Genomic DNA, 22,575 nt, shown 5'->3' on the forward strand with positions numbered 1-22,575 from the left:
AGATAAGCAGCAATGGACATCAACCTACCCGACGTCTTGGCCGAAGTCACGACCGCCGTTGAACGCTACGAAGCCGCACTGGTTTCCAACGACGTGCAAGTGCTCGACACCCTGTTCTGGAACAGCCCTCACACCCTGCGTTACGGCGCCGGCGAAAACCTCTACGGTTACGACGAGATCCGCGCCTTCCGCGCACGGCGTTCCCCGCAAGGCCTTGCAAGAGAGGTCCTGCGCACCGCCATCACCACCTATGGCCAGGACTTCGCCACCGCGAACCTGGAATTCCAGCGCGAAGGCAGCACGCGCATCGGACGCCAAAGCCAGACCTGGATGCGCACGCCGCAAGGCTGGCGCGTGGTGGCGGCGCATGTCAGTTTGATGACCTGACGCGGCCATCTGCCTTGGCATGACTCGCGACCGACGACGCCATATGAATATGCGCAATCGGCATTGAGCCTGGCCCCGTGCAGGTCTACACTGGCTGTTCCTTTTTCCTCGTTGGAGCACACGCTCATGAGCACATACAAGATTGCAGTCTTTGTCGGAAGCCTTCGTGCCGCCTCGATCAATCTGCGCCTGGCGCGTGCGCTGGAAAAGCTGGTTCCGGCCGACTTCAAGTTCGAGTATGTGAGCCTGGGCGACATCCCGCTCTACAACCAGGACAACGAAAACAACCTGCCCGCGCCCGCCGCCAAGCTCAAGCAACAGATCGCCGACGCGCAAGGCATCCTCTTCGTCTCGCCCGAGCACAACCGCTCGGTCCCGGCCGCCATCAAGAACGGCATCGACTGGGGCTCGCGCCCGTGGGGCCAGAACTCGTGGCCCGGCAAAGCCGTCGGCATCGTGGGCGCATCGCCCAGCGCCGCTGGCACCGCCATGATGCAGCAACACCTGCGCAACATCCTGGCCGCCGAAGGCGCCAACGCCCTCACCACGCCGGAAGTCTTCCTGCAGTATTCCGAAGGCCTGGTCGACGACCAGTTCATCATCACCAACGAAGGCACCCGCAAATTCCTGCAGGGCTGGGTGGACCGCTACGTCGACTGGGTCAAGAAATTCAACACCTGATCTGCCGCCGACGCCGGCCACGCGCAGCGTGCCGGCGCCGATCGCCCGACCTACCTCCGGGCGATCAAGCCCCTCGATTCGTCGAGGGGTTTTTTTTATCTAGGTATCTGGCACTTGAGCGCGCTCATCGTTGACGACTCGCCATGGCCTCGTCACGTCCCCTACCTGGAACAGGCGGCGGCAGACCTTGGACCTTCAACATTCGGCACGCCGAATACCAACAAAGTGCGCAAAACATGTTGTACGGAAAAAACACGAACCACAGCGGTAAGAGCCAATTGCTCTTTCCTTGCGTCTCATTGGGTTCCCCAGTTCGCCAAGGCAAGTAATGGCGTAACGCTTCGGCGGGAGTCAGGCAGATGCGAACGTTCGGACTGTTCCACCAGCTAGATTCGCCAGGTTCAGGCAGTTCATCTGGACCTTTATCCATAAAAGTTCGGACGAACTCCCATATTTGCGCCACATATATTTCGAACGGCTCGGTCGGCGCGTTGCTTTCGATCGAAACAAACAGTGAAACCGGCTTGGTTTTAGCACTGCCAATACTGGTTAATTCAGCCTGCATTCTGATTATCAAAGAATGGACTACAACTACAGCCCTACCGGTAAATTCCACCTCCGACTGATGACCGGCGGTCGCTGACCTCCAGTCGCCAGAGATCACCTGCCCGCGTTGTCTGTAGTAGACCTTTCCACTAAATCGGTCAAATACGAAGTCGGATAGATTTTTAATCATCCGAACCCTCATCACCAGCACCAGAACCATAAATACCCAGACAGAGGCCACCGTAATCAGAAGACCGTAACTAAACCAGGCATATCCAAGAGCTGCCGCCATGAAATAGCATGCCGCTGCTAGCCCACCCCCAATAACGGCCGACGCGTGCAGTTTTCCCATCATCGCGGAATCTGCGATCCATGGGTTTCGTATCCGCAAAAAGCCCCGGTCCACACTCACCAGTTGGTCTCCAATTGCTGGGGGCACACCGGCGCTGTCCTTAACTAACCAAATCCAGTCTATCGCCACTGGCAATCCTCAATTTATGTGCTAATAGTGCAATTTTGTATAAACGATTGATCGCCTTTTGATCTTCCGACCCGTGTGGCATTAAGAATAATCCTGAAAAACGCGTTCGATCTAAGCCCCAAACACCCATTGCCCATGTTCAGCGGACTCGACCGATTATTTTGAAACGATTCGCACTGCGCTCATCGTCGACGACTCGAAGCCGAATGGTCATGTCCTAAACCTTGAACAGGCGGTGGTAGGCTGCGGACTTTCAACAGTCCACATACCAAGCACCAACTAAGCGCAGATAACATGTTGAAGGGGAACAACACTAGCCACAGCGGCAACAGCCAATTCTTCTTTCCTTGCATCTCATTAGGTTCCCCCGTGCGCCAAGGGACGTAATGGCGCAATGCTTCGGCTGGTGTCAAGCAAATACGATGATGCGGTGTGTGCCACCAATTCGATTCCGCATGTTCAGGAAGCCTGTCCGGCCCTTCATCCATGAACCGCCGAATGAACTCCCATATTTGGGCCACATATAAAGCGTGTGGCTCGGTCGGCTCATTGCTTTCGACCGAAAAGATCAGTCGCGACGGCTCCGAAACGGTCTCACCGCGCTTGACTGTTTCAGCGGCCATTTTCAGAACGAGCGAATGAGTCACCACTACTGCCCTACCGGTGAATTCCAGTTTTGACTGATGACCTCCAACTGCAGAATCCCAGTCACCAAAAACCACACGACCGCGCTCTTCGTAATAAACCTTCCTGGTGGACCTATCGAACACATAATTAGATCGGCTTTTTATTAACCATATTCTCAATGCCAGCATCATAGATACAAATATCAGCATGACAACTACTGAAATCAATAACGCGTAATCGAATTCAACGCCATCACAAATTTCGGCGAGAAAAAACCACGCCGCAGCAGCCGCCCCACCAACCAATGTAAAAGCATGCATTCTCCCCATGAATGCAGAGTCCGAAACATCTGAATTTCGAATTTGCAAACAGGTGCCATCAATCTTTACAAGCTGGTCGCGAATCGCTGGCAGCACCCCGGCACTATCTTTGCTTGACCAATTCCAATCGGATAGCATATGGCGCTCAATCTTTGAACAGAAAATTGGCTTTGACAACGACGTCCTCATCCAACCCTTGATTAGGCGTGAATTCAGCCTTCATTAGCACACTGGCATAATCCACATTTTGTATTTGGTAATGCAACACCAAACCGGAGGAAGTGACAGTACACGTTGGGTCGTCTCCGAATATCGTGACCGTGGGCAGTTCGAGACTTGCCGTTTTTCCAAACCGCACGCGCCGATCAATACTCCAAACCCCGCCATCCCACGTGCTCTGTCCCAGAATGAAGCCGGGTAGGAGAACAACGAATTCAATCTTATCTTTAGACAACCAATTGTCGTGCCACCCGCTTCCTATATCTTTCATCTCTAAGGATTCGACTTGATCTGAGTCGAGTAATATTGGCGCAAAAAAGGCTTGATACCACCCTTTTATTTCGGACTCCGAGTCGGGGTATGTGGGGAGCTTGCGATCTTCATCAAGGACTATATCGTCGCGCTGCTCGCCGTCATTCTTAAGCGTTCCGAACCTGCACCGAGCGGCCCAAAGTTCGATCGGGGAATGCGCTTCTGCAGCAGCCCGAGCTTGAAACCAACCCCCAACCGCCATAATGGCCGCGCCCGTCAAAGCGACTACCGCCGCAATCCAACCCGCAACCGGCACCCCTGCCGACGCTCCTGCGACGGCAGAAAGACCTGCCGCAATTGCACCGGGATACGTAGCCATTCCGACCCCGGCCGCTAAAAACACTGCTCCAGCGTAAGTATATTTTTTCGCCTCGTCGTTCCCACCTCGGCCTAGGCGATAGCCTTTTTGGGCGTCTGCCAATAATCCGAGCAAAATGGCAAAACCACCCGTAAGTCTTCCATAGAGCTTGGACAGGACAACTTTCTTTATTGCAACGGAAAAGGCAAGGCCAGGAAGTTTGTATCCGAACTTCGCCATTACCGCTGAGTAAGCGGTTCGCGTACTCAGCGCTGCGGCGCCCATGGAAGCTATAATTCCCACAAGCGCCGAGGCGAGATTAGTAGCCGCTTCGTGCGTGTATTTTTTCTCTAGCGTCTTAAGCGCATACCCCAGATTAATAATATTGAAGTAGACCATTCCAAAGTTAAAACCAGTTCCGATCGCCGTAGCGCTCAAGGACTTGATCTTAGGTTTGACCGTGGCGGTCTGGGTTTTCTCGAGCAGTACCGTTCTATTTCCTTTAACTTTGACAGTACTGCTTGCCAGCTCCACCTCGGCCATACCTTTATCCACCATTTCCTGCAACTCCTTGGAAATCTCATGTTTCTTGATGAGCTCATCCAGAGTGATATAACGTCCCGCCATCAACCCCAGCGCTTTCTCCAAATTTGCCTCACGGGCAGCCGCGAGAACTTGTTGGCGCAGATTGCGGCTTGCGTCCCAGCGAGTTTTCCCCTTGAGCCGCTTTAGTACTACGGTGGTAACGGTTTGGGATGTCAAATCGGTGACGCCGTCGATGGCTGGAAATTTGAGGCCGAGCTCGGAGATGATGGAATCCGCGGCACCGAGTATGGATCCCACCGCATCCGCTTTATCTTTAAACGGATTAAATGCGGCCAATGAAACATAAACGGCACTTTCAGGATCATCACACCACTTCTCGAGCCGTTCATATCGAGAGTCTCCATCCTCTTTAATGGCGAGCGATTGCGTCATGCTCTGCAGCATCAACGCGATAGACAACTCCAATGCTGCCGCAGACTGGCGATTATTCCTGTCAAATGCTTGGAACGCTGCAGCCAAACTCTTCGGGTCGACCTTATGCTTCGATTCCGCAGTGGATATCCAGCAGTCATGATCTGAACTCGCCTGTTCCAAGTCATGCACCATCACACGCAGTTGCGCATCTGCTTCTTTGCGTTGCCTTAAAAACTCGAAATACCGCTCTGTATCTATTCTTTTAGCCAGGCGCGCCCCAGACGAAGACATTCTTTCGTCGGTCAAAACTTCATATTCCAGCTGCTCCTTCGATGGTATCGACCGATTCGTCGGCTGATTCCGATGCCACTCGCCTCGCCTTGACGCGATACTCTCCGGATCGCCGTGGTTAGTTGGAAACATTGACTTCAAGGTACGAGTCAGCAGCAAGGCGGTCAGATTCTTGTGATGAAACTCTGAACTGGCCAGGTGGATTTGTTCGACGTCCAAGCTGAGACAGTCGGGCAGGTGATGCTGACTGGCGCCTTCTGCCCGCTGGCCAGGCCTGCGTTTCAGATCCGTGATCTGATGCTGATACGCAGCGGCGATCAAACCCAAATCAAGGCTGATCCCCTCGGCGTCATTGAGCGCGACCACCGCAGGGACGCGCGGTCGCGTGAAGCGGTAATGGTTGCCCTGAGCGACAAAGGTCGCGACCGACAGGTCATCCTCGCTGGCGTGGCAACTCCATTCAAGCGGCATGCGCTGCCCAAGGGGCTTGAAGTCTTCCACCCAATCCGTCAAAGAATCGGCCGGCAGTATGTGGGCTTGACCAGACGGTGATTTGACGCCGGAGGTCAGTTCGACCATGTCCAAGGGTCGCATGTGAAGCTGGCGCGCTTCAGCATCTTTGGCAATCCTGGCCGTCATGGCATTCGTCCAAAGATGTGTGCTGTAGCCGATCCACACCTCTTTGGCGGTGTCCGGGCTGGTGTCTGCCCACACCCAGCCCATGCGCGCTCCCGTCCTGTACCTGTTCGGCTTGTCGTAGTCCTCCAGACCTGTGTACGTCAGTTCCTGATAATGTCCCTCACCGTCGTACTCATGGATAACGAGCTTTTCGCCCTTGGGACCCTTCATGAACACGTAGACGTATCCCGGACGAAGCGCGCGCAAGGTATAGGACGAAAGCCGCAGACGCTGGAAATCCGCTTCCAGATTGAAGCCGGACTTGGCGTACCGATACAAGGCAGATCCATCCGCATTCGGGACGACCGCATATCGAATAGGGAGAATGGGAATGCGCGGGCAGCAGGCCGGCGCCGACGTTGCTCCGCCGGCCGTTGTCTTGGACATAGGTGGTTTCCTTTGCGTGCAGACCTATCTCCACCTTCGGGGAGGATCCAGGCCGCCAATAGGAACGCGTCCACCGCAAATGGGAAGTCGCGATGGACGCGCATGGAGTGCGCTTGCATTACCCCATACCTACCCAACATCGGATATCAGACAAAAACTATTTTTCGCGGCAAGCAGCCTGAATGTTCACAAGCTCGCCGGCCTGCAAGCCGTGACGACATTTCGTCAACCCCAAGCGAGCTAGAACCGGCGTTGCACCACACCGCCCTTGATAGTTCCGGACCGAGCCTCCGGAGGTTCTTCCAGTCGGCCGCACTTATCCCCTTCAACTGTGGAGAAAGGTGAGGACAGCCTTGGGGCAGATGCAAAATTCCCTGACGCGCCAAGCACTTGCAGGGCGCGGTCAATAAATGCGCAATCATCCTTATGGACGATTTCTGATGGAGTTATCCCCGGCTTTTGGCGCTAGCGTCCAAGAAAGCCAGGTGTTGCGCACTTCAATGTGGATTTGTCCCCGCCTTCTGTGGAAAAGCATGAGGACAGCATGCGCACAGGTTGAAAATCCTGTTGCATATCAACGCCCTGCGGGGCGTGGTCACGAAACGCCCAAACGCAGTTTTTTTGGGCCTGTGTTGTCCCCGCCAAATGTGGATAAGCCTGAGGACAGCCTAGGGGGAGTCTGCAAAAAGCCTTGCAGGTCAGGGACTTGCAGGCCGCGGGCAAGAAACGCTCACTAGGCAACCGAGATGCGGGCCGCATCGTGAATGACAGGCCTCTTGCAAAAAGCAGACAGGCTTGTCCCCATGGAATGTGGACAAGCCTCTGAACAGTCGCACAACAAGTACAGAAACCCGTTATGCGACAGTCACTTGCGAGGTGCGGTCAAGGAATGACCAGCACCGGGATCAGGAATCGCCTTCGAGGCGCATGCCAATCTTCAATCCCACCTGCCAGTGCGCCACCTTGCCGTCCTTGATGTGACCGCGCACTTCTGTCACTTCAAACCAATCCAGGTTGCGCAAGGTTTCGGACGCGCGCTCAATGGCTTTCGCGATCGCATCGTCGGAGGATTTGGTGGAAGAGCCCACCAACTCGATCTGCTTATAGACATGATTCGACATAGCTCGTCTCCGCTGTGAGGTGAGTCGTGAATCGTCGGTGCTTGGCCGTGTTCCGGCGCTTACGACCGGCAATCCATTCGAACACACAGGATACCTGCGCAGCGATAGAGTGGTGTTACGAGTTCCGTCGCGCGGTCTCGACCGGCGACGGAATCGCTTTTGCAACGCGAAGCAAAGGAGATCACCATGCCTGAACGAAAGACCATCGACCGCGCCAAGCGCGACAAGCGGGAGGGAAAGTCCGCGTCGACGCAGGCCGGCGAATTCGTGCGCGAGGAAATCGACAACGTGCGCGAGGGCAAGCATGGCGTGCGGTCCAGCAAGCAGGCCATCGCGATCGGACTGTCCAAGGCGCGCCGCGCCGGTGTGAAGCTTGGCACGCCCAAGAAGGCCAGCGCCGAAACCAAACGCAAGGCCGAGCAGGACACGCGCGCGGCACACGACGGCCATGCCAAGTCGAGTACGCGCTCCAAGGCGGCGACCAAGGCCCTGAAGAAGGAAAGCACCAAGCCCGCATCGAAGTCGGCGCTGTCACGCAACGCGACCAAGACGGCGAGCAAGCGCACGGCTGCGGACCGCTCGGCTGCGGCTCGCAAGGCCGCGGCGACCAAGGGTGCGGCTGGCCGCTCGGCCGCTGCCAAGAAGGCGGCGCGCACGCGTGCGGCGAACAAGCAGGCAGCGGGCGGGCATCACGCGGCGCATTGATTTGGCGAACGGCTGCGCCGTATCCCTGCCGCGACCCCCCAATCAACGCGCCGCTAACCGGCCTCGAACGCCTTGAAACGCTCCTGCAAAAACTCCCGCAGCCGCCGCACTGCGGGGGATAGGAGCATGCGGTGCACGCACAGCAGGTACAGCGGTGACGATTCGCTGACGTAGCCGGTCAGCAGCTCGACAAGCCGGCCCGCACGCAGATCCGTCAGCACGTCGTAGCGTGATTTGTACGCCACACCGTGCCCGGCCAGCGCCCAGCGCCGCACCAGGTCGCCGTCATCGCCGACGCGATCGCCCTTGACCGGAATGGTGAGGCTGGTGCCGTCATGCTCGAATGTCCAGCGGTCATGCAGGGTTTCGCCGAGCACGAACGACAAGCAGTTGTGCCGCCGCAGATCCGCCGGCGTTTGCGGCACGCCATGTCGCGACAGATAGGCGGGCGCGGCGCACACCACGCGCCGGTTGTGTTCGGCAAGCGGCAGCGCAACAAGGCTTGAGTCGTTCGGGGTGCCGTAACGCACGGCGATGTCGACCGGCTGCCGGTACAGGTCCGCCAGCCGGTCGCTGATGCGCAACTGGAAATTGACGCGGGGATGCTGACGCTGAAACTCGTCCAGCCACGGCAGCAGCACGTGGCGGCCCAGGTCGGAAGGGATCGACACCGACAAGGTGCCGGCGATGTCCGTCTTGTCGCGCGCCATGGCGTTCTTGCCAGCCTCGAGCGTGGAGATCGCCGACCGGGCATATTCCAGATAGCGCTCGCCGTCGCTGGTCAGCCGCAGGCTGCGCGTGGACCGCACAAAGAGCCGCGTTTCAAGTTCCTGTTCCAGCCGCTTGAGCGCGGCACTGGCCACCGCCGGCGTCAGGTCGAGCTCGCGCGCGGCGGCGGAAAAGCTGCCCAGATCCGTCGCGGCGACAAAGATCCTCAAATCCTCGAATCGGACCAATTCCGGCCTCATTTTCAAAAAATTATTGAAACTGCCTGCGATGCTAGCCGGTTTTTCGTGGCTGCGGTGTGGGTAATCATGCACTCATTCCCCGACACGCAAGGAGTCACCGCATGAACATCGAACTGAAGGGCAAGAAGGCATTGGTCACCGGATCGTCCGGTGGCATCGGCCTGGCCATCGCCACCGGATTGGCGCAGGCCGGCGCGCAAGTCGTCCTGCATGGTCGCAATGCAAGCAAGCTGGCGCAGGCCGCGCAGACCATTTCACAGCAGGTGGAAGGCGCACAGGTCACCACCGTGCAGGCGGACCTGGCCACTGCGGACGGCGCGGCGTCGGTCAGCGCCGCGCATCCCGACGTCGACATCCTGGTCAACAACGCCGGCACGTTCACGCCCAAGTCCTTCACCGAAATCACCGACGACGACTGGCAGGCCATGATGGACACCAACGTCATGAGCGGCATCCGCCTGTCGCGCTATTACCTGCCGCGGATGCTGGCGGCCAACTGGGGCCGAATCGTGTTCATCTCCAGCGAATCCGCCGTGCAGATTCCCGCCGAGATGATCCATTACGGCGTCAGCAAGACGGCCCAGCTGGCCGTGTCGCGCGGCCTGGCCGAACTGACTGCGGGCACCAATGTCACCGTCAACGCCGTGCTGCCGGGCCCGACGCGGTCTGAAGGCGTCTCCGACTTCTTTGCGGAAATGGCCAAGGAGCAAGGCGTTTCGCAGGAACAGATGGAGCAGGACTTCATCGCCCAGCACCGCCCGACCTCGCTGCTGCGCCGCCTTGCCACGGTGGAAGAAGTGGCGAACATGGTCGTCTACACCTGCTCGACGCAGGCGTCAGCCACCAACGGCGCGGCCCTGCGCGTGGACGGCGGCGTGGTCCGCTCCATCATCTGATCCCTTGAATCACCAGAACCCCATCATGAAAGCCATTGCCTACTTCAAGAACCTGCCCGCCGACCACGCCGAAGCGCTGCAGGACATCACCGCCCCCGAGCCCGTGCCGGGCGACTACGACCTGCTGGTGGACGTGCACGCCATCTCGGTCAACCCTGTCGACGTGAAGATCCGCGCCAACCGCAAGCCGCAGGAAGGAAAGCCCGAAATCATCGGCTGGGACGCCGCGGGCGTGGTGCGGGCGGTCGGCGCCCGGACCAGCCTCTTCAAGCCCGGCGACCGCGTCTGGTATGCCGGCGCGTTGACCCGACCGGGCGCCAACAGCGAACGCCACATCGTGGACGAGCGCATCGTCGGCCACATGCCCAAGAGCCTGGACTTTGCACAGGCCGCCGCCCTGCCCCTGACCACCATCACCGCGTGGGAATTGCTGTTCGACCGCCTGCGCGTGCTGGACAACGCCGCGCCCAGCCAGCGCAGCCTGCTCGTCATTGGCGCGGCCGGTGGAGTTGGCTCGATCCTCGTGCAGTTGGCGCGTCAGCTCACCGGCCTGACGGTGATCGGCACGGCCTCGCGTCCCGAAACCCAGGCTTGGGTGCGCGAACTGGGCGCGCATCACGTCATCGATCACACGCGGCCGCTGACCGAGGAGCTCAAGCGCATCGGCTTTGAAAACGTCAGCTATATCGCCGGCCTGACGCACACGGACAAGCACTTTGCGCAGATGGCCGAGGCAATTGCGCCGCAGGGCAAGATCGCGCTGATCGACGACCCGGCCGCCGTGGACGTCCGGCTGCTCAAGGGCAAATCGGCGTCGCTGCATTGGGAATTCATGTTTGCGCGGCCGCTGCACAACACGCCCGACCTCATCGCCCAGCACGAGCTGCTGAACCAGGCCGCCCGCCTCATCGACAACGGCACCCTGCGCACGACGCTGGGCGAGCACTACGGCAAGATCAACGCCGAAAACCTGCGGCGCGCGCATGCCTTCATCGAAAGCGGCAAGGCGCGCGGCAAGATCGTGCTGGAGGGGTTCTAGAAACGCGGCGATCCCGAGCGGGTCGCATGCGCCAGCGCGGCGCGCGGGGCGCGACCAGGCCTGTCAGGCCCGGCCTTCGCGCTTGGCGCGTGCGTGCGGATCGTTGATTTCGGCTTCCAGCTCGGCAATCAGCCACTGGAACCAGCCATTTTCCGTGCGGGCATAGACGGCGGCCGCCGGCGTCTTGCCTTCGCGCCAACCCGTCTGGTGCGCATCCATCCAGGCGGACAGGCTCTTGTGCGGAGCCAACAGGCCGGACAGCCAGGACCACACGTAATCGGGCACGTTGCGGCGAAAGCCCTTGGCGCTGGCATAGATGGTCGGCTCCAGCGGCAGGTTGCCCGCACGAGCCAGCTTGGCCTGCGTCCGGCGCAGCGTCTCGACAGCGGCCTGCAATTGTTCGGTGCTGAGCTTTTTCACGTACGACTCCTGATTCTTGATTTGTGCGGATTATCGCCGCAGGGTGCGGCGGTTACCAAGCTGCCATTCACTTTTTGCGAGCCGGCGCAAGGCCTAATAGCAGCGTGGCGGCAAAACGCTCGCCGGGTTCCAGCACCTGCATGCCGGTGCGGGTCTCGCCAGCCGCAGCGAGGTTGAACGCGTCGGCCACGTTGGTGACCGGTTCCACACAAAGAAAATCCGCGCCCGGGGCCGTGTACACCACCAGATGCGCGAATGCCGGATCGGCATGCAGCGCCAGTTCGTGACCGTCGGGCCAGTGCAGCGTCGCCCGGCCCTGCCATTGCGACAGGTACGTGTCGCAGCCCTCGGCGGACTGGCGCAATTCACGCACCGTCGTCGTTTTGCTTCCCGTGGGGAGACCATTCTCATCCGACGGCCAGATGCGTCTGGCGTGCAGCGACACGCGCTGGGCCGTGAAATACGGATGGATGCCCATACCACATGGCATCGGGGTGTCGCCTTGGTTGGTGATGGACAGCTTCAGGCTAAGCCCGCGGCTGTCCAGGCGCCAGCGCTGCACGCACTCGAAGGGCCAGGACCAGCCCAGTACGCCGGCTGGTTGGTCGAGCACGAGGTCGACGCTGTCGGGTGTCAGATTGCGGACCTGCCAGGACTGGAACAACCCGGCTCCATGAATCGCCTGCGGGCGGTTCGGCACGGACTGCAGCGCGTATCGGGCGCCGTTGAAGGTGAAGACGCCGTCGCGGATGCGGTTGGAATATGGCGCGAGCGGATAGGATCCGGCCCGAGGCCATTTGCCGGCGGGCCATTCTGTGGCGGTCAGGGGCACGATCCAGTCGTGAGCGCCGGTGGAGAGACGCGTCAGCCGCCCGCCCCCGCCTGGTGCGAATTCGGCTTGGTGGTCGCCACTGGAAATGGAAACGCGCTCGGTGGCGTCCAGGACGGCGGGAACGGCAATGTCGGGCATGGGGGTGAAACTCCTGCGGCGTCCACGTGCGCCACGAGGGGGGATTGTGCCCGGCGGGGCAATAAGGCTGCAAGTTGGCGGGATCGTGACGCCGGCGGCTAGTCTCTGGCGGACCACCACAGCCATGCCGCCACGGCAAAGGCTGCCCAGGCCGCAACAATCAATATCGCGCCGAGGACGCTCCGGGGCTTTGCACCCTTTTCTCGCATCCATTCATCAGCGTGCTGGCGGCAATCCGAGATGACATCCGAAGGAAGGAGTTTGATAATCAGCCAGATCAGGACGGGGAGCAGCAGGACGTCGTCGACGTATCCCAGCACCGGGATGAAATCCGGAATCAGGTCGATCGGGCTCAAGGCGTAAGCCACGACCAGCACGCCAAGCGCCTTCGCGTACCAGGGCGTCCGCGGGTCCTTGCCGGCAAACCATAGCGTGACGCCGTCACGCTTGATTCGTTTGGCCCAGGTCTTCAACTTTTCGCTTGTGGTCACGGATGGGCAGACCGTCTGGATAACGCGCCAATTGTATTAGTCGGCATGCGGATCGGCGGGGCTTGCCATCGGTAAGGGGCGCTGCAGATCACGGCGCGGCCGCTGGCTCGTCTAACGCTTGAAGATGTCTGACACTGGACGGAAATGTTTAAAAAGTCGCTTGTCAGATGCTGAGCCAAGTCGCCAGCGGCGACAACGACAGCAGCACACCAGCCCACGCTACCTTGCTGCCATCTCGGTGTATGGCATAGACGCCGGAAGCCACGCCGGGAAGCCCGGGGATCAATTCGAAGATGATGTACGGCCAGAGTCCCTCGTGCATCACCACCCACCAGTGCAACCAGGCAGTAGCAATACCGCAAATCAGCGCAAGGATGCTGTAGAAGGACCAACCCAAATCGCGCAGCATGCTGATTCCCTTCTGCTGGTTAATGCTGTTGCCTCGCTTGGTTAGCGAGCAATCGTACCCGAACAGCGTAAACGCATCCGCGAAGGTGATCGCATCTGCAAGCGTATCGGCTAGATCGCCCGGCATGGTTGTGAACGTACGCTCGATCTCAATCTGGCCCTTCATTGCCCGATGGAGTTCGACGGTGTCAAAAATCGAGGGATTTCTGTTCAAGCCACCGTGCACACGAACCGCCCGCCCATCCGAAAAATCGCAACCCGCCGCCAAATCGTCCCGCCCCAGCTCAGCAGCCCCTTCCCCGCCCCGATACAATCACGGGCATGAATTCTGCACTGCAAAACACCGCCGCCGACGCCCACGCGGGCCACACCCCCATGATGCAACAGTACCTGCGCCTCAAAGCCGAGGCCGGGCCGTTGCTGCTGTTCTATCGCATGGGCGACTTCTATGAAATGTTCTACGAAGACGCCGAGCGCGGCGCGCGGTTGCTTAACCTCACGTTGACCAAGCGGGGCTCGTCCAACGGCGTGCCCATCCCCATGGCCGGGCTGCCTGTGCATGCCATGGAGCAATACCTGGCGCGGCTCGTCGCGATGGGCGAGTCCATCGCCATCTGCGAACAGATCGGCGATCCCGCCGCCTCGAAGGGCCCGGTCGAGCGCCGTATCGTGCGCATCGTGACCCCCGGCACGTTGACCGATGACGCCCTGCTGCCCGCCAAGGCGGACCGCGCGCTGGCGGCCATTTTCGTCAGCGGCAGCGCGCGCGCGCCGCGTGCCGGGTTGGCCTGGCTGAATCTGGCCAGCGGCGAGTTCCGGGTGACCGAATGCGCGCCGGCTCAACTGGAATCCGAATTGCACCGCATCGCGCCGGCGGAAATCGTTTGCGCGGACAGTGCCGAGTTCGATTTTCCGTTCGAAGGCGCGCGTTCCCGGGTGCCGGATTGGCACTTCGAAAGCGACGGCGCCCGTGCGCATCTGCTGGCGCATTTCAAGACGGACACGTTGGCAGGCTTTGATATTGAAGACATGCCAGCCGGCATCTGCGCGGCGGGCGCCCTGCTGCGTTATGCAGCGCGTACGCAGTCGCAGGCGTTGGCGCACGTGCAGAGCCTGTCGGCCGAGCGGCCCGGGCAGTTCGTGCTGCTGGACCCGGTCACGCGCCGCAATCTGGAACTGACGCAGACGCTGTCGGGCGAAGACTCGCCCACGCTGTTCTCGTTGCTGGACGGTTGCCGCACGCCGATGGGTAGCCGTCTCCTGCGCCGCTGGCTGCATCACCCCTTGCGTGAAAACGACCAGGCGCTGGCGCGTCAGCAGGCCATTTCGGCGCTGCTGGCCGGGCGCATGGACGTCGAGCAGACCTTCGGCTCGGCGGGACTGCTGGAAGCCCTGCGTGCCTCCTTGAACGCCTTTCCCGATATCGAACGCATCGCGGCGCGACTGGCGCTGCGGTCCGTGCGCCCGCGCGAACTGGCCAGCTTGCGCGATGCGCTGCAGGCCCTGCCGGCGCTGGCCGATCTTGTCGAGCCCATGTCGGCCTCGCCGCGCATCGGCGAACTGATCTCCCACCTATCGGTGGATCCCGCGCTGGCCGCGCTGCTGGTGCGCGCCATTGCCCCCGAGCCGGCCGTGGCGATCCGAGATGGCGGTGTGCTGGCAGCCGGCTTTGATGCGGAACTGGACGAATTGCGTGGACTGGCCGCCGATGGCGGCGACTTCCTGGTCCAGCTCGAAGTCCGCGAGCGCGAGCGCACCGGCATCAGCAATCTGCGCGTGGAGTTCAATCGCGTGCATGGCTTCTATATCGAGGTCACCAAGGGCCAGACGGCCAAGGTGCCGGAAGACTACCGCCGCCGCCAGACGCTCAAGAACGCCGAACGCTACATCACCCCCGAGCTCAAGACCTGGGAAGACAAGGTGCTGTCCGCGCAGGACCGCTCGCTGGCCCGCGAAAAATGGCTGTTCGAGCAATTGCTCGACGTGTTGGCCGAACACGTGCGCCCGTTGTCGGACTGCGCCGCAGCGCTGGCCGAACTGGACACGCTGGCCGCCCTGGCCGAGCACGCGCAGCGTCACGACTGGGTCGCGCCCGAACTGTCCGAGCAGGCCGACATTGACATCGACGCCGGCCGCCACCCGGTGGTGGAGCGCGCCATCGAACGCTTTACGCCGAACGGCTGCCGCCTGGATCCGGCGCGGCGCATGCTGTTGATCACCGGCCCGAACATGGGCGGTAAGTCGACGTACATGCGGCAGGTGGCGTTGATAGTGCTGCTGGCGCGCATTGGCAGCTTTGTGCCTGCGTCGCGTGCCCGGATCGGGAAGATCGATCGCATCTTCACGCGCATCGGCGCGGCCGACGATCTGGCGGGCGGACGCTCGACCTTCATGATGGAGATGACGGAGGCCGCGGCCATTCTGTCGGCCAGCACGCCCAACAGTCTGGTGCTGATGGACGAGATCGGCCGCGGCACGTCTACCTATGACGGCCTGGCGCTTGCGTGGGCCATCGCCTGCCGCCTCTTGTCGCACAACCGCGCGCTGACGCTGTTTGCCACGCACTATTTTGAATTGACGCGTCTGCCCGCCGAGCAGGCCACGGCGGCCAACGTGCACCTGGCCGCCGCGGAATCGGCAAGCGGCATCGTGTTCCTGCACGAAGTGCGCGAAGGTCCGGCCAGCCGCAGCTATGGGATTCAGGTGGCGCAGCGCGCGGGCGTGCCCGCCGCGGTCATCCGCCAGGCGACACGCGAACTTGAACGCCTGGAAGCGCAAGGCGCCCCGACGCCGCAGCTGGGCCTGTTCTCGGCCGTCGCCGAGGCCGACGCGCAGGCGTACGCCGAAGCCGAACGTTCGGACGCCATCGAAGCGCTGGACTCGCTGCGCGAGGAGCTTTCCGCCATTGACCCCGACAGCCTCACCCCGCGCGAAGCGCTGGATGCCCTTTACCGATTGAAGAAGCACCTCCAATGAACCTCGACCACCCGCTGCCGCTCCTGGGCAATCAAAGCCCCAACGACTTCATGCGCCGTTACTGGCAGAAGAAGCCGCTGCTGATCCGCCAGGCCATTCCGGCTTTCAAGCCGCCCGTCACCATCGCGGCCATCAAGAAGCTCGCGCGCCGCGACGACGTGGAATCGCGTCTGATCTGGCGCGAGAACGGCGAATGGCAGATGGAAAACGGCCCCTTTGCACGCCTGCCCAAGGACAACGAGGGTGATTGGACGCTGCTGGTGCAGAGCGTGGACCTGCATAGCGATGCGGCGGCCGAACTGATGGCCTTGTTCCGCTTCATTCCGGACGCGCGCCTGGACGATGTGATGATCAGCGTCGCCAGCCACGGCGGCGGCGTCGGTCCGCATTTCGACAGCTACGACGTGTTTCTGCTGCAGGCCGCGGGCGAGCGCGAATGGAGCTACGGCCGCCAGAAGGACCTGTCGTTGGAACCGGGTCTGCCGCTCAAGATCCTGAGCAACTTCCAGCCCGAAGAAAAGGCTGTGCTGGCGCCGGGCGACATGCTGTACCTGCCGCCGCAGGCCGCGCATGACGGCATAGCCATGGGCGACGGCTGCATGACGATCTCCATCGGTTTCCGGGCGCCGACGCAGGCGACACTGGCGCGCGGCCTCCTGGAAGCCGCTGCGGACCAAGTGATGGCCCGCGTGGGCCTTCTGGGCGGTCCCTATGGCGAACCCGCCCTGCCCGGCCCCAAGCTGTCGGCGGTCTACCGTGACCCGGGCCAGCCGGCGGTGGACACGCCCGCAGCACTCCCCGACGGACTGGTGGCCGCCACGCTGGAAACGGTTGAAAAGCTGCGTTTTGACGATGCCCTGGCATCGCGCTTCCTGGGCTGCTGGCTGACCGAGCCCAGCAACCTCAGCGTGTTCGATGCGCCCGAGGGGTTGGATGTCGATCTGGAAGAAGATTGGCCCGCGTCCGGCCGCCTGGTGTTGGATCGCCGCAGCCGCATGCTGTATCGCGGCAAGCAGCTTTTCATTAACGGGGAAACGGCCATGACGCCCGCCGATGTGGCATTGCGACTCTTGGCCGATGCGCGTAGCCTGGATTGTGCGCATCCCGCTTGCGCCCGTCTGTCAGAGGAAGCGCGCGCCTGCCTGGCGGATTGGCTGGACTCGGGTTGGATTCATTACCGCCCCGAGTAGTATCTGGAAACCTGAAAGTATCCGTGTCGCACAGAAAGAAATCAGGTCTGTAAGCCGGGTCACATCAAGAAAGAGATAACACCAAGCTGAAAGGTTTGTTGCTTTTGGGATGCCACCGCTTTAACTTTCACACGCGATCGGCATGAACCTTCCTGTAGCCTGAGTTCTGGTTTCCCCTAACGGGGTTTCAAGAGTCGTCATCTACAGGAGTTCAAATAATGATGAGCAAAACCTTGATTATTGCCTCGGTGCTGGCCGTTGCGCTCAGCGCTTGCAACAAGAAGGAAGATGCCCCGGCACCGGCGGCTAACCCCACTCCCGGCGCGACCACGCCCGCTCCTGGCGGCACGCCGCCGGCATCGCCCGCGCCGACCCCTGGCACGACGCCCGGCTCTGGTTCGACCACCCCGGGCGGCTCGACCACCCCCGCATCGTAAATCTTCAGGCACGAACCCCCGCCCTGAAAGACGCAAAAAAAACCCTGGCATGTCATGCCAGGGTTTTTTTGTGCCTTGCCGCGGCACGCTGAGCGTGCGCGGCGAGGTCGTTTCAATTACATCTTGTCCTTCAGGACGCTCAGCAGGCGCTGCGCCGTCGGGCTGTTGTCAGGCGAACCGTTGGCGTCCAGTACCGAGACGGTGGTCTGTTCGCCGTTGCCCACCAGGTGGATGCGGTACTGGGGCGCCTGTGCCTTCTTGTCGCCGGAGAACATGCGGCTGAAGAAGCCGGGCTGTTCCATCTTTTCGCCGGTGTCCGTGTCGACATAGCGAACGAAGTAGTCGCCAGCCGAACGGTCGCGGTCTTCGACGGCGAAGCCGCCACCATCGAGCGCCACGCCGACACGGCGCCAGGCGCGGTCGAAGGATTCGCTGACGATGAGCGACGCGCCCTGCGCGCGGACGTCCTGCTGAACAGCCGGACGCTGCGGCGAGGCTTCCGCCTGCTGCACCAGCCTGCGGGCGTTGTCGACGTCGGTGCCCAGGTAGACCATCATGCGCGCCAGCATGGCGGCGTTCAGGCCCGGGTCTTCCTTGCCGTTCTGCCACTGCACCTGGGCGCCGTCGGAACCGACGCGCTTCTCAAGCATCTGGCGGTGGCTGACGTAGATCTCGGTGTGGCCGTTGACGCGTTCGACGCGGGTGCGGAATTTTTCGCGCTCGCCGCTATCCCAGGCCGTTTCCAGCACGGCGCCCAGGGCTTGGCGCAGCCAGCTTTCCGGGATCTTGGCGCGGTTCTCGGCCCAGTCCGTTTCGATCAGGCCGGCGCCGGGGTTGTTGGTGGCGACAGTAAAGCCGCTTTCGGTCCAGAAGTCGATCAGGCGGGGGAATACCTGCTCGGGCGGACGGTCCACCACGAGCCAGCGCAGGTCGCCGTCGCGTTCGACACGCATGTCGGAGCGGCTGGGCAGCACGTTGCTGGTCTTCGGGGCGCTGGCCTGGGCCACGCCTTGCTGCTGGAACTCAGAGAAGGTGGTGGAGCCGGATGCCGGCGCGCGGTAGCGGGGGTCGCTGTTGGCTTGCGTCAGGTCGGGCGGAATGCTCAGGGGCTCTCCGCGTTGGTTCACTGCGCTCTTGTAGTCGACCGATTCTTCATTGCCCAGGAATTGGTTGACCTCGGAGCACCCGGCCAGCAACACCAGAGACATCAATGCCGACAAACCGGCATGACGCTTGTTCATACGTTTCCTCACGATATTTAGAGCAGTCCCGTTTCCTGGAGCGCGTTGCGCACCGTTGCGTGATGCGGCGCGCTCAGTTCGACCAGTGGCAGTCGGTAGCCAAGCGCGCTGCGGCCCATTTCGGCCAACGCCCACTTGACGGGGATGGGGTTGGCTTCAACGAACAAAGCCTTGTTCAGACGCGCCAGGAACGCGTTAAGTTCACGGACCTTCGGCACGTCGCCCGCCAGGGCGGCGGCACAGAGGTCGCGCATGAGCTTGGGCGCCACGTTGGCCGTGACGGAAATGTTGCCGCGCGCCCCCAGCAGGATCAGGGCGGCCGCGGTGGGATCGTCGCCGCTGAAGACCTGGAAGCTGGCAGGCGCCTCGCGGAGGAGCAGGCCGCCGCGGGCGATGTCGCCAGTGGCGTCCTTGATGCCGATGATGCCCGGCACCTGCGCCAGACGCAGGATCGTGTCGTTGCTCATGTCGGCAACGGTACGGCCCGGCACGTTGTACAAGATGGTGGGCAGGTCGACGGCTTCCGCGATGGTGCGGAAGTGGCGGTACAGGCCTTCTTGCGACGGCTTGTTGTAGTAAGGCACGACCGACAAGCCCGCGTGGGCGCCGACCGCCTTGGCGTGGCGCGTCAGGTGGATGGCTTCGTCGGTGGAGTTGGCGCCCACGCCAGCAATGACCGGAATGCGGCCGGCGGCGTGTTCGACGGCAACGCGGATCAGTTCCGCGTGTTCTTCCATGGAGACCGTGGGCGACTCCCCGGTGGTGCCCACCACCACCAGCGCGTCGGTGCCTTCCTGGACGTGCCAGTCGATCAACGACCGGTAGGCAGCGTAGTCCAGGCTGCCGTCGGGTTGCATTGGGGTGACCAGGGCCACCATGCTGCCCTGGAAATTAACGCCTGCGGCGGTAGCAGGGGATGCCATAGATTCGGGCTCCAAAACCCTGCGGCGGGATTGCCCCAGGGCCTGATTCAGTGAAACCGCTGAGTTTAACGGATATTAGGGGGAATCTTACAGAAACCACTGAACGATCGTCGTTCCCAGCCCGAGCACCGGTTGCATCAATAACCAGAGCACATCGGTGACCAAAAGCACAATGACGATGATCAAGCCATACGGCTCGATTTTCGAGTATTGCCAGGCCAGACGATTGGGCAGCAGGCTGAACAGGATGCGTCCGCCGTCCAGGGGCAGGATGGGCAGCAAGTTCAGCGCCATCAGCACGAGGTTGACGTTGACGCCCGCCACCGCCATTTCGAACCAGAAGCTTTCGTGCAGGCCGCTTTCCATGAACAGGCGCAGCGACAGCGCCCACAGGATGGCCATGAACATATTGGCAGCCGGACCGGCCAGCGCCACCCAGGCCATGTCCTTTTTGGGGCGGCGCAGGCGGCCGAAGTCGACGGGAACCGGCTTGGCCCAGCCGAAGAGCAGCATGGAGCCGCCGATGAGCTTGGAGGCCAGCAGGATGGCGACCGGCACCAGCAGCGTGCCGACGGGGTCGATGTGCCGCGCCGGATTCAGGCTGACCCGTCCGGCCTGGTAGGCGGTCGGATCGCCCAACATGCGCGCCACGTAGCCGTGCGCGGCCTCGTGCAGGGTGATGGCGAAGATAACCGGTATCGCGTAGACCGCAATGGTTTGGATGATGTCATTCATGGCGAACCGGATTGTAGATGAGCCACGCCCGCGCGCGGCACGTCTCGTGCATCGAGGCGAGGGGTGAAATCAGACAAGTCCGAGCGTGGCGGGATCGCCGCGGCCCAGGCGCACGACAACCGGCTCGTCGGCCGTGAGGTCGATCACCGTGGTGGGCGCCTGCGGGCAGGCGCCTGCATCGATGATGGCGGCCAGATCGTGGTCGTAGCGCTCGCGGATTTCTTCGGCGTCGTTCAGCGCCTCGGTTTCATCCTTGGGAATGAGCGTCGTGGACAGGAGCGGCGAGCCCGCCTGCTCCAGCAAGCCCAGGAGGACGGCGTGATCCGGCACACGGATGCCGATGGTCTTGCGCGATGGGTGCGATACGCGCCGCGGGACCTCTTTGGTGGCCTCTAGGATGAAGGTCCACGGGCCGGGCGTCGCGGCTTTCAGCAGTCGATACTGCTTATTGTCGACGCGGGCGAAGTGGCCGATTTCAGCCAGGTCGCGGCATAGAAGCGTGAGGTGGTGGCGTTCGTCGAGTCCGCGCAGCCGGCGCAGCCCGTCGGCGGCGCTTTTGTCGTCCAGGCGGGCGACGACGGCATAACTGGAGTCGGTGGGCACAGCCACCAGCCCCCCGTCATTAAGCCATTGCGCGGCTTGCTTGAGCAGCCGCGGCTGGGGATTTGCTGGGTGAACGGAGAAGTACAAAGCCATGGGTTTATCCTAACATCCTTGAAGGCCGCTCAATTGCGCGGCGATGCAAAATGGCGGTATCGCCGATCCGCCCCGGAGAACGAATATGCGCCTTGGAAATTCGCGCCAGAGCAACAATGTGGAAGACCGCCGGTCGGGCGGCCCGCGAATCGGGGGCCGCGGCACCATCGGCATAGGCACGATAGTACTTGCCCTTGTCGCAATGTACTTCGGCGTGGATCCCCGCGTGGTCCTCGACATGGCCGAGGGGCCGGCGGTACAGGAACAGGCGCCCGCCACGGCCCCGCCGGCCAACGATCCGCAGGCCGTCTTCGTGTCCAAGGTGCTGGGCGAAACCGAGGACGTGTGGAATGCCATCTTCCAGAAGGAACTGAACCGCCAGTACGTCGAACCCAAGCTGGTGCTCTTTCGCGGCGCTACGCCGACGGCCTGCGGCACCGGCCAATCGGCCATGGGGCCCTTCTACTGCCCTGGCGACAGCAAGGTCTATATAGACCTGTCGTTCTTTGACGAGCTGCAGAACCGGTTCAAGGCGCCGGGCGATTTCGCGCAGGCGTATGTGATCGCGCATGAAGTCGGCCATCATGTGCAGCACCTGCTGGGCATTTCGGACCAAGTTGACCAACTGCGCCGTCGCAACCCGTCGCAGGCCAATGCGCTGTCGGTGCGGCTGGAGCTGCAGGCGGACTGCTTTGCCGGCCTGTGGGCGCAGCGCGCCGATGCGGCGCGCAACATTCTTGAAGGCGGCGACGTCGAAGAAGCGCTGGCAGCGGCCACCGCCATCGGCGACGACCGGCTGCAGAAGCAGAGCCAGGGCTACGTGGTGCCCGATGCCTTCACGCACGGCAGTTCCGCGCAGCGCGTGCGGTGGTTCAAGCGCGGCCTGGAAAGCGGCAGCATCAAGCAGTGCGACACGTTTGGTGCGACATCGCTGTGACGGCAGATTCGCGCTGGGCACCGGCAGCGGCACCGGCACCGGCACCGGCACCGGCACCGGCATGCCATCATTCCAGGCCGGCCGCCCGCTTGACTGTATATCCATACAGTCAACCAACCCCTGCCGTCTTCATCTTGTAAGATTACGCCCCCTCGCAATGCTGCGCGCGCGTGTTCATCTCCGCGGCGCGGCGGGCGCAGCGCACGCCACTCGCCGGTTTGCCCACGCGCCCTCC

The 22,575-nt window shown here is 61.7% G+C and carries 22 protein-coding genes; 8 read left to right on the forward strand and 14 right to left on the reverse strand.

Features of this window, described 5'->3' with window-relative positions; genetic code table 11:
• Positions 1-12 precede the first annotated feature (12 nt).
• A complete protein-coding gene (gene hpxZ / locus HV681_RS17540; protein ID WP_175124266.1) occupies positions 13-387 on the forward strand; it encodes an oxalurate catabolism protein HpxZ in 375 nt (124 codons plus the stop codon).
• A gap of 126 nt (positions 388-513) precedes the next feature.
• The gene (locus HV681_RS17545) at positions 514-1,068 is read left to right on the forward strand and encodes an NADPH-dependent FMN reductase (protein ID WP_175124267.1); all 555 of its coding nucleotides are present in this window, start codon (positions 514-516) and stop codon (positions 1,066-1,068) included.
• Positions 1,069-1,192: 124 nt separating this feature from the next.
• Here HV681_RS17545 and HV681_RS17550 read toward each other — a convergent pair whose 3' ends face one another.
• The 4 genes from HV681_RS17550 to HV681_RS17565 all read right to left on the reverse strand — a co-directional run bounded on the left by HV681_RS17550 (position 1,193) and on the right by HV681_RS17565 (position 7,308).
• A complete protein-coding gene (locus HV681_RS17550; RefSeq protein WP_175124268.1) occupies positions 1,193-2,095 on the reverse strand; it encodes a hypothetical protein in 903 nt (300 codons plus the stop codon).
• A 182-nt stretch (positions 2,096-2,277) separates the two neighbouring features.
• Positions 2,278-3,180, reverse strand: coding sequence for a DUF6708 domain-containing protein (locus HV681_RS17555; RefSeq protein ID WP_175124269.1), 903 nt, complete (start codon positions 3,178-3,180; stop codon positions 2,278-2,280).
• A gap of 7 nt (positions 3,181-3,187) precedes the next feature.
• Positions 3,188-6,187 carry a T6SS effector BTH_I2691 family protein gene (locus tag HV681_RS17560; protein ID WP_175124270.1) on the reverse strand — a complete coding sequence of 1,000 codons (3,000 nt, stop codon included), beginning with the start codon at positions 6,185-6,187 and terminating at the stop codon, positions 3,188-3,190.
• Positions 6,188-7,092: 905 nt separating this feature from the next.
• On the reverse strand, positions 7,093-7,308 hold the full coding sequence (locus tag HV681_RS17565) for a dodecin (protein ID WP_056563617.1): 216 nt from the start codon (positions 7,306-7,308) through the stop codon (positions 7,093-7,095).
• A 186-nt stretch (positions 7,309-7,494) separates the two neighbouring features.
• Here HV681_RS17565 and HV681_RS17570 point away from each other — a divergent pair, with 186 nt between their 5' ends.
• On the forward strand, positions 7,495-8,013 hold the full coding sequence (locus HV681_RS17570) for a DUF6496 domain-containing protein (protein ID WP_175124271.1): 519 nt from the start codon (positions 7,495-7,497) through the stop codon (positions 8,011-8,013).
• 53 nt (positions 8,014-8,066) lie between these two features.
• Here the strand turns inward: HV681_RS17570 and HV681_RS17575 are convergent, their stop codons facing one another.
• The gene (locus HV681_RS17575) at positions 8,067-8,969 is read right to left on the reverse strand and encodes a LysR family transcriptional regulator (RefSeq protein ID WP_175124272.1); all 903 of its coding nucleotides are present in this window, start codon (positions 8,967-8,969) and stop codon (positions 8,067-8,069) included.
• Between the two features lie 113 nt (positions 8,970-9,082).
• On the opposite strand from HV681_RS17575, the gene HV681_RS17580 reads away from it, so the two are divergent.
• Together HV681_RS17580 and HV681_RS17585 are read left to right on the forward strand one after the other, a co-directional pair.
• Entirely contained in the window at positions 9,083-9,877 is a 795-nt protein-coding gene (locus tag HV681_RS17580; protein WP_175124273.1) for an SDR family NAD(P)-dependent oxidoreductase, read from the forward strand.
• A 25-nt stretch (positions 9,878-9,902) separates the two neighbouring features.
• Positions 9,903-10,916 carry a zinc-binding alcohol dehydrogenase family protein gene (locus tag HV681_RS17585; protein WP_175124274.1) on the forward strand — a complete coding sequence of 338 codons (1,014 nt, stop codon included), beginning with the start codon at positions 9,903-9,905 and terminating at the stop codon, positions 10,914-10,916.
• Positions 10,917-10,979: 63 nt separating this feature from the next.
• Here HV681_RS17585 and HV681_RS17590 read toward each other — a convergent pair whose 3' ends face one another.
• The 4 genes from HV681_RS17590 to HV681_RS27870 all read right to left on the reverse strand — a co-directional run bounded on the left by HV681_RS17590 (position 10,980) and on the right by HV681_RS27870 (position 13,419).
• Positions 10,980-11,336 (reverse strand): hypothetical protein, encoded by a 357-nt coding sequence (locus tag HV681_RS17590; RefSeq protein ID WP_175124275.1) that lies wholly within the window; start codon positions 11,334-11,336, stop codon positions 10,980-10,982.
• Between the two features lie 67 nt (positions 11,337-11,403).
• Positions 11,404-12,306, reverse strand: a complete 903-nt coding sequence (locus HV681_RS17595; RefSeq protein ID WP_175124276.1) for an aldose epimerase family protein — start codon at positions 12,304-12,306, stop codon at positions 11,404-11,406.
• Between the two features lie 98 nt (positions 12,307-12,404).
• Positions 12,405-12,797 (reverse strand): YkvA family protein, encoded by a 393-nt coding sequence (locus HV681_RS17600; protein WP_175124277.1) that lies wholly within the window; start codon positions 12,795-12,797, stop codon positions 12,405-12,407.
• A gap of 163 nt (positions 12,798-12,960) precedes the next feature.
• Positions 12,961-13,419 carry a hypothetical protein gene (locus HV681_RS27870; protein WP_254595005.1) on the reverse strand — a complete coding sequence of 153 codons (459 nt, stop codon included), beginning with the start codon at positions 13,417-13,419 and terminating at the stop codon, positions 12,961-12,963.
• 107 nt (positions 13,420-13,526) lie between these two features.
• On the opposite strand from HV681_RS27870, the gene mutS reads away from it, so the two are divergent.
• Together mutS and HV681_RS17615 are read left to right on the forward strand one after the other, a co-directional pair.
• Complete coding sequence (gene mutS / locus HV681_RS17610; RefSeq protein ID WP_254595006.1) at positions 13,527-16,181, forward strand: DNA mismatch repair protein MutS; 2,655 nt, start codon at positions 13,527-13,529, stop codon at positions 16,179-16,181.
• Positions 16,178-17,371, forward strand: a complete 1,194-nt coding sequence (locus HV681_RS17615) for a ribosomal protein uL16 3-hydroxylase (RefSeq protein ID WP_175124278.1) — start codon at positions 16,178-16,180, stop codon at positions 17,369-17,371. The genes mutS and HV681_RS17615 overlap by 4 nt, the downstream gene beginning before the upstream one ends.
• A 211-nt stretch (positions 17,372-17,582) precedes the next feature.
• Here HV681_RS17615 and HV681_RS28190 read toward each other — a convergent pair whose 3' ends face one another.
• The 5 genes from HV681_RS28190 to HV681_RS17640 form a co-directional block, all read right to left on the reverse strand.
• Positions 17,583-17,924, reverse strand: coding sequence for a hypothetical protein (locus HV681_RS28190; protein ID WP_175124279.1), 342 nt, complete (start codon positions 17,922-17,924; stop codon positions 17,583-17,585).
• Positions 17,925-19,049, reverse strand: coding sequence for an NlpB/DapX family lipoprotein (bamC, locus tag HV681_RS17625; protein ID WP_175124280.1), 1,125 nt, complete (start codon positions 19,047-19,049; stop codon positions 17,925-17,927).
• 17 nt (positions 19,050-19,066) lie between these two features.
• Entirely contained in the window at positions 19,067-19,972 is a 906-nt protein-coding gene (dapA, locus tag HV681_RS17630; RefSeq protein ID WP_175124281.1) for a 4-hydroxy-tetrahydrodipicolinate synthase, read from the reverse strand.
• An 87-nt stretch (positions 19,973-20,059) separates the two neighbouring features.
• The gene (locus HV681_RS17635; protein WP_175124282.1) at positions 20,060-20,707 is read right to left on the reverse strand and encodes a site-2 protease family protein; all 648 of its coding nucleotides are present in this window, start codon (positions 20,705-20,707) and stop codon (positions 20,060-20,062) included.
• 69 nt (positions 20,708-20,776) lie between these two features.
• Positions 20,777-21,403: an L-threonylcarbamoyladenylate synthase gene (locus tag HV681_RS17640; protein ID WP_175124283.1), complete on the reverse strand. Its 627-nt coding sequence runs from the start codon at positions 21,401-21,403 to the stop codon at positions 20,777-20,779.
• An 85-nt stretch (positions 21,404-21,488) separates the two neighbouring features.
• On the opposite strand from HV681_RS17640, the gene ypfJ reads away from it, so the two are divergent.
• On the forward strand, positions 21,489-22,340 hold the full coding sequence (gene ypfJ / locus HV681_RS17645; RefSeq protein ID WP_175124284.1) for a KPN_02809 family neutral zinc metallopeptidase: 852 nt from the start codon (positions 21,489-21,491) through the stop codon (positions 22,338-22,340).
• Positions 22,341-22,575: the final 235 nt, after the last annotated feature.

The sequence above is a fragment of the Achromobacter animicus genome (assembly GCF_902859585.1).
In the GTDB taxonomy this organism is placed as follows: domain Bacteria; phylum Pseudomonadota; class Gammaproteobacteria; order Burkholderiales; family Burkholderiaceae_B; genus Achromobacter; species Achromobacter animicus.

What these genes read in the sequence shown, in the direction of transcription:
- HV681_RS17560 (WP_175124270.1), bottom strand. Translation starts at nt 6,187, where the DNA reads ATGTCCAAGACAACGGCCGGCGGAGCAACGTCGGCGCCGGCCTGCTGC.
- HV681_RS17545 (WP_175124267.1), top strand. Translation starts at nt 514, where the DNA reads ATGAGCACATACAAGATTGCAGTCTTTGTCGGAAGCCTTCGTGCCGCC.
- HV681_RS17635 (WP_175124282.1), bottom strand. Translation starts at nt 20,707, where the DNA reads ATGAATGACATCATCCAAACCATTGCGGTCTACGCGATACCGGTTATC.
- dapA (WP_175124281.1), bottom strand. Translation starts at nt 19,972, where the DNA reads ATGGCATCCCCTGCTACCGCCGCAGGCGTTAATTTCCAGGGCAGCATG.
- mutS (WP_254595006.1), top strand. Translation starts at nt 13,527, where the DNA reads ATGAATTCTGCACTGCAAAACACCGCCGCCGACGCCCACGCGGGCCAC.
- HV681_RS17565 (WP_056563617.1), bottom strand. Translation starts at nt 7,308, where the DNA reads ATGTCGAATCATGTCTATAAGCAGATCGAGTTGGTGGGCTCTTCCACC.
- HV681_RS17580 (WP_175124273.1), top strand. Translation starts at nt 9,083, where the DNA reads ATGAACATCGAACTGAAGGGCAAGAAGGCATTGGTCACCGGATCGTCC.
- HV681_RS17595 (WP_175124276.1), bottom strand. Translation starts at nt 12,306, where the DNA reads ATGCCCGACATTGCCGTTCCCGCCGTCCTGGACGCCACCGAGCGCGTT.
- HV681_RS17615 (WP_175124278.1), top strand. Translation starts at nt 16,178, where the DNA reads ATGAACCTCGACCACCCGCTGCCGCTCCTGGGCAATCAAAGCCCCAAC.
- HV681_RS17570 (WP_175124271.1), top strand. Translation starts at nt 7,495, where the DNA reads ATGCCTGAACGAAAGACCATCGACCGCGCCAAGCGCGACAAGCGGGAG.
- ypfJ (WP_175124284.1), top strand. Translation starts at nt 21,489, where the DNA reads ATGCGCCTTGGAAATTCGCGCCAGAGCAACAATGTGGAAGACCGCCGG.
- hpxZ (WP_175124266.1), top strand. Translation starts at nt 13, where the DNA reads ATGGACATCAACCTACCCGACGTCTTGGCCGAAGTCACGACCGCCGTT.
- bamC (WP_175124280.1), bottom strand. Translation starts at nt 19,049, where the DNA reads ATGAACAAGCGTCATGCCGGTTTGTCGGCATTGATGTCTCTGGTGTTG.
- HV681_RS17585 (WP_175124274.1), top strand. Translation starts at nt 9,903, where the DNA reads ATGAAAGCCATTGCCTACTTCAAGAACCTGCCCGCCGACCACGCCGAA.
- HV681_RS17640 (WP_175124283.1), bottom strand. Translation starts at nt 21,403, where the DNA reads ATGGCTTTGTACTTCTCCGTTCACCCAGCAAATCCCCAGCCGCGGCTG.
- HV681_RS17555 (WP_175124269.1), bottom strand. Translation starts at nt 3,180, where the DNA reads ATGCTATCCGATTGGAATTGGTCAAGCAAAGATAGTGCCGGGGTGCTG.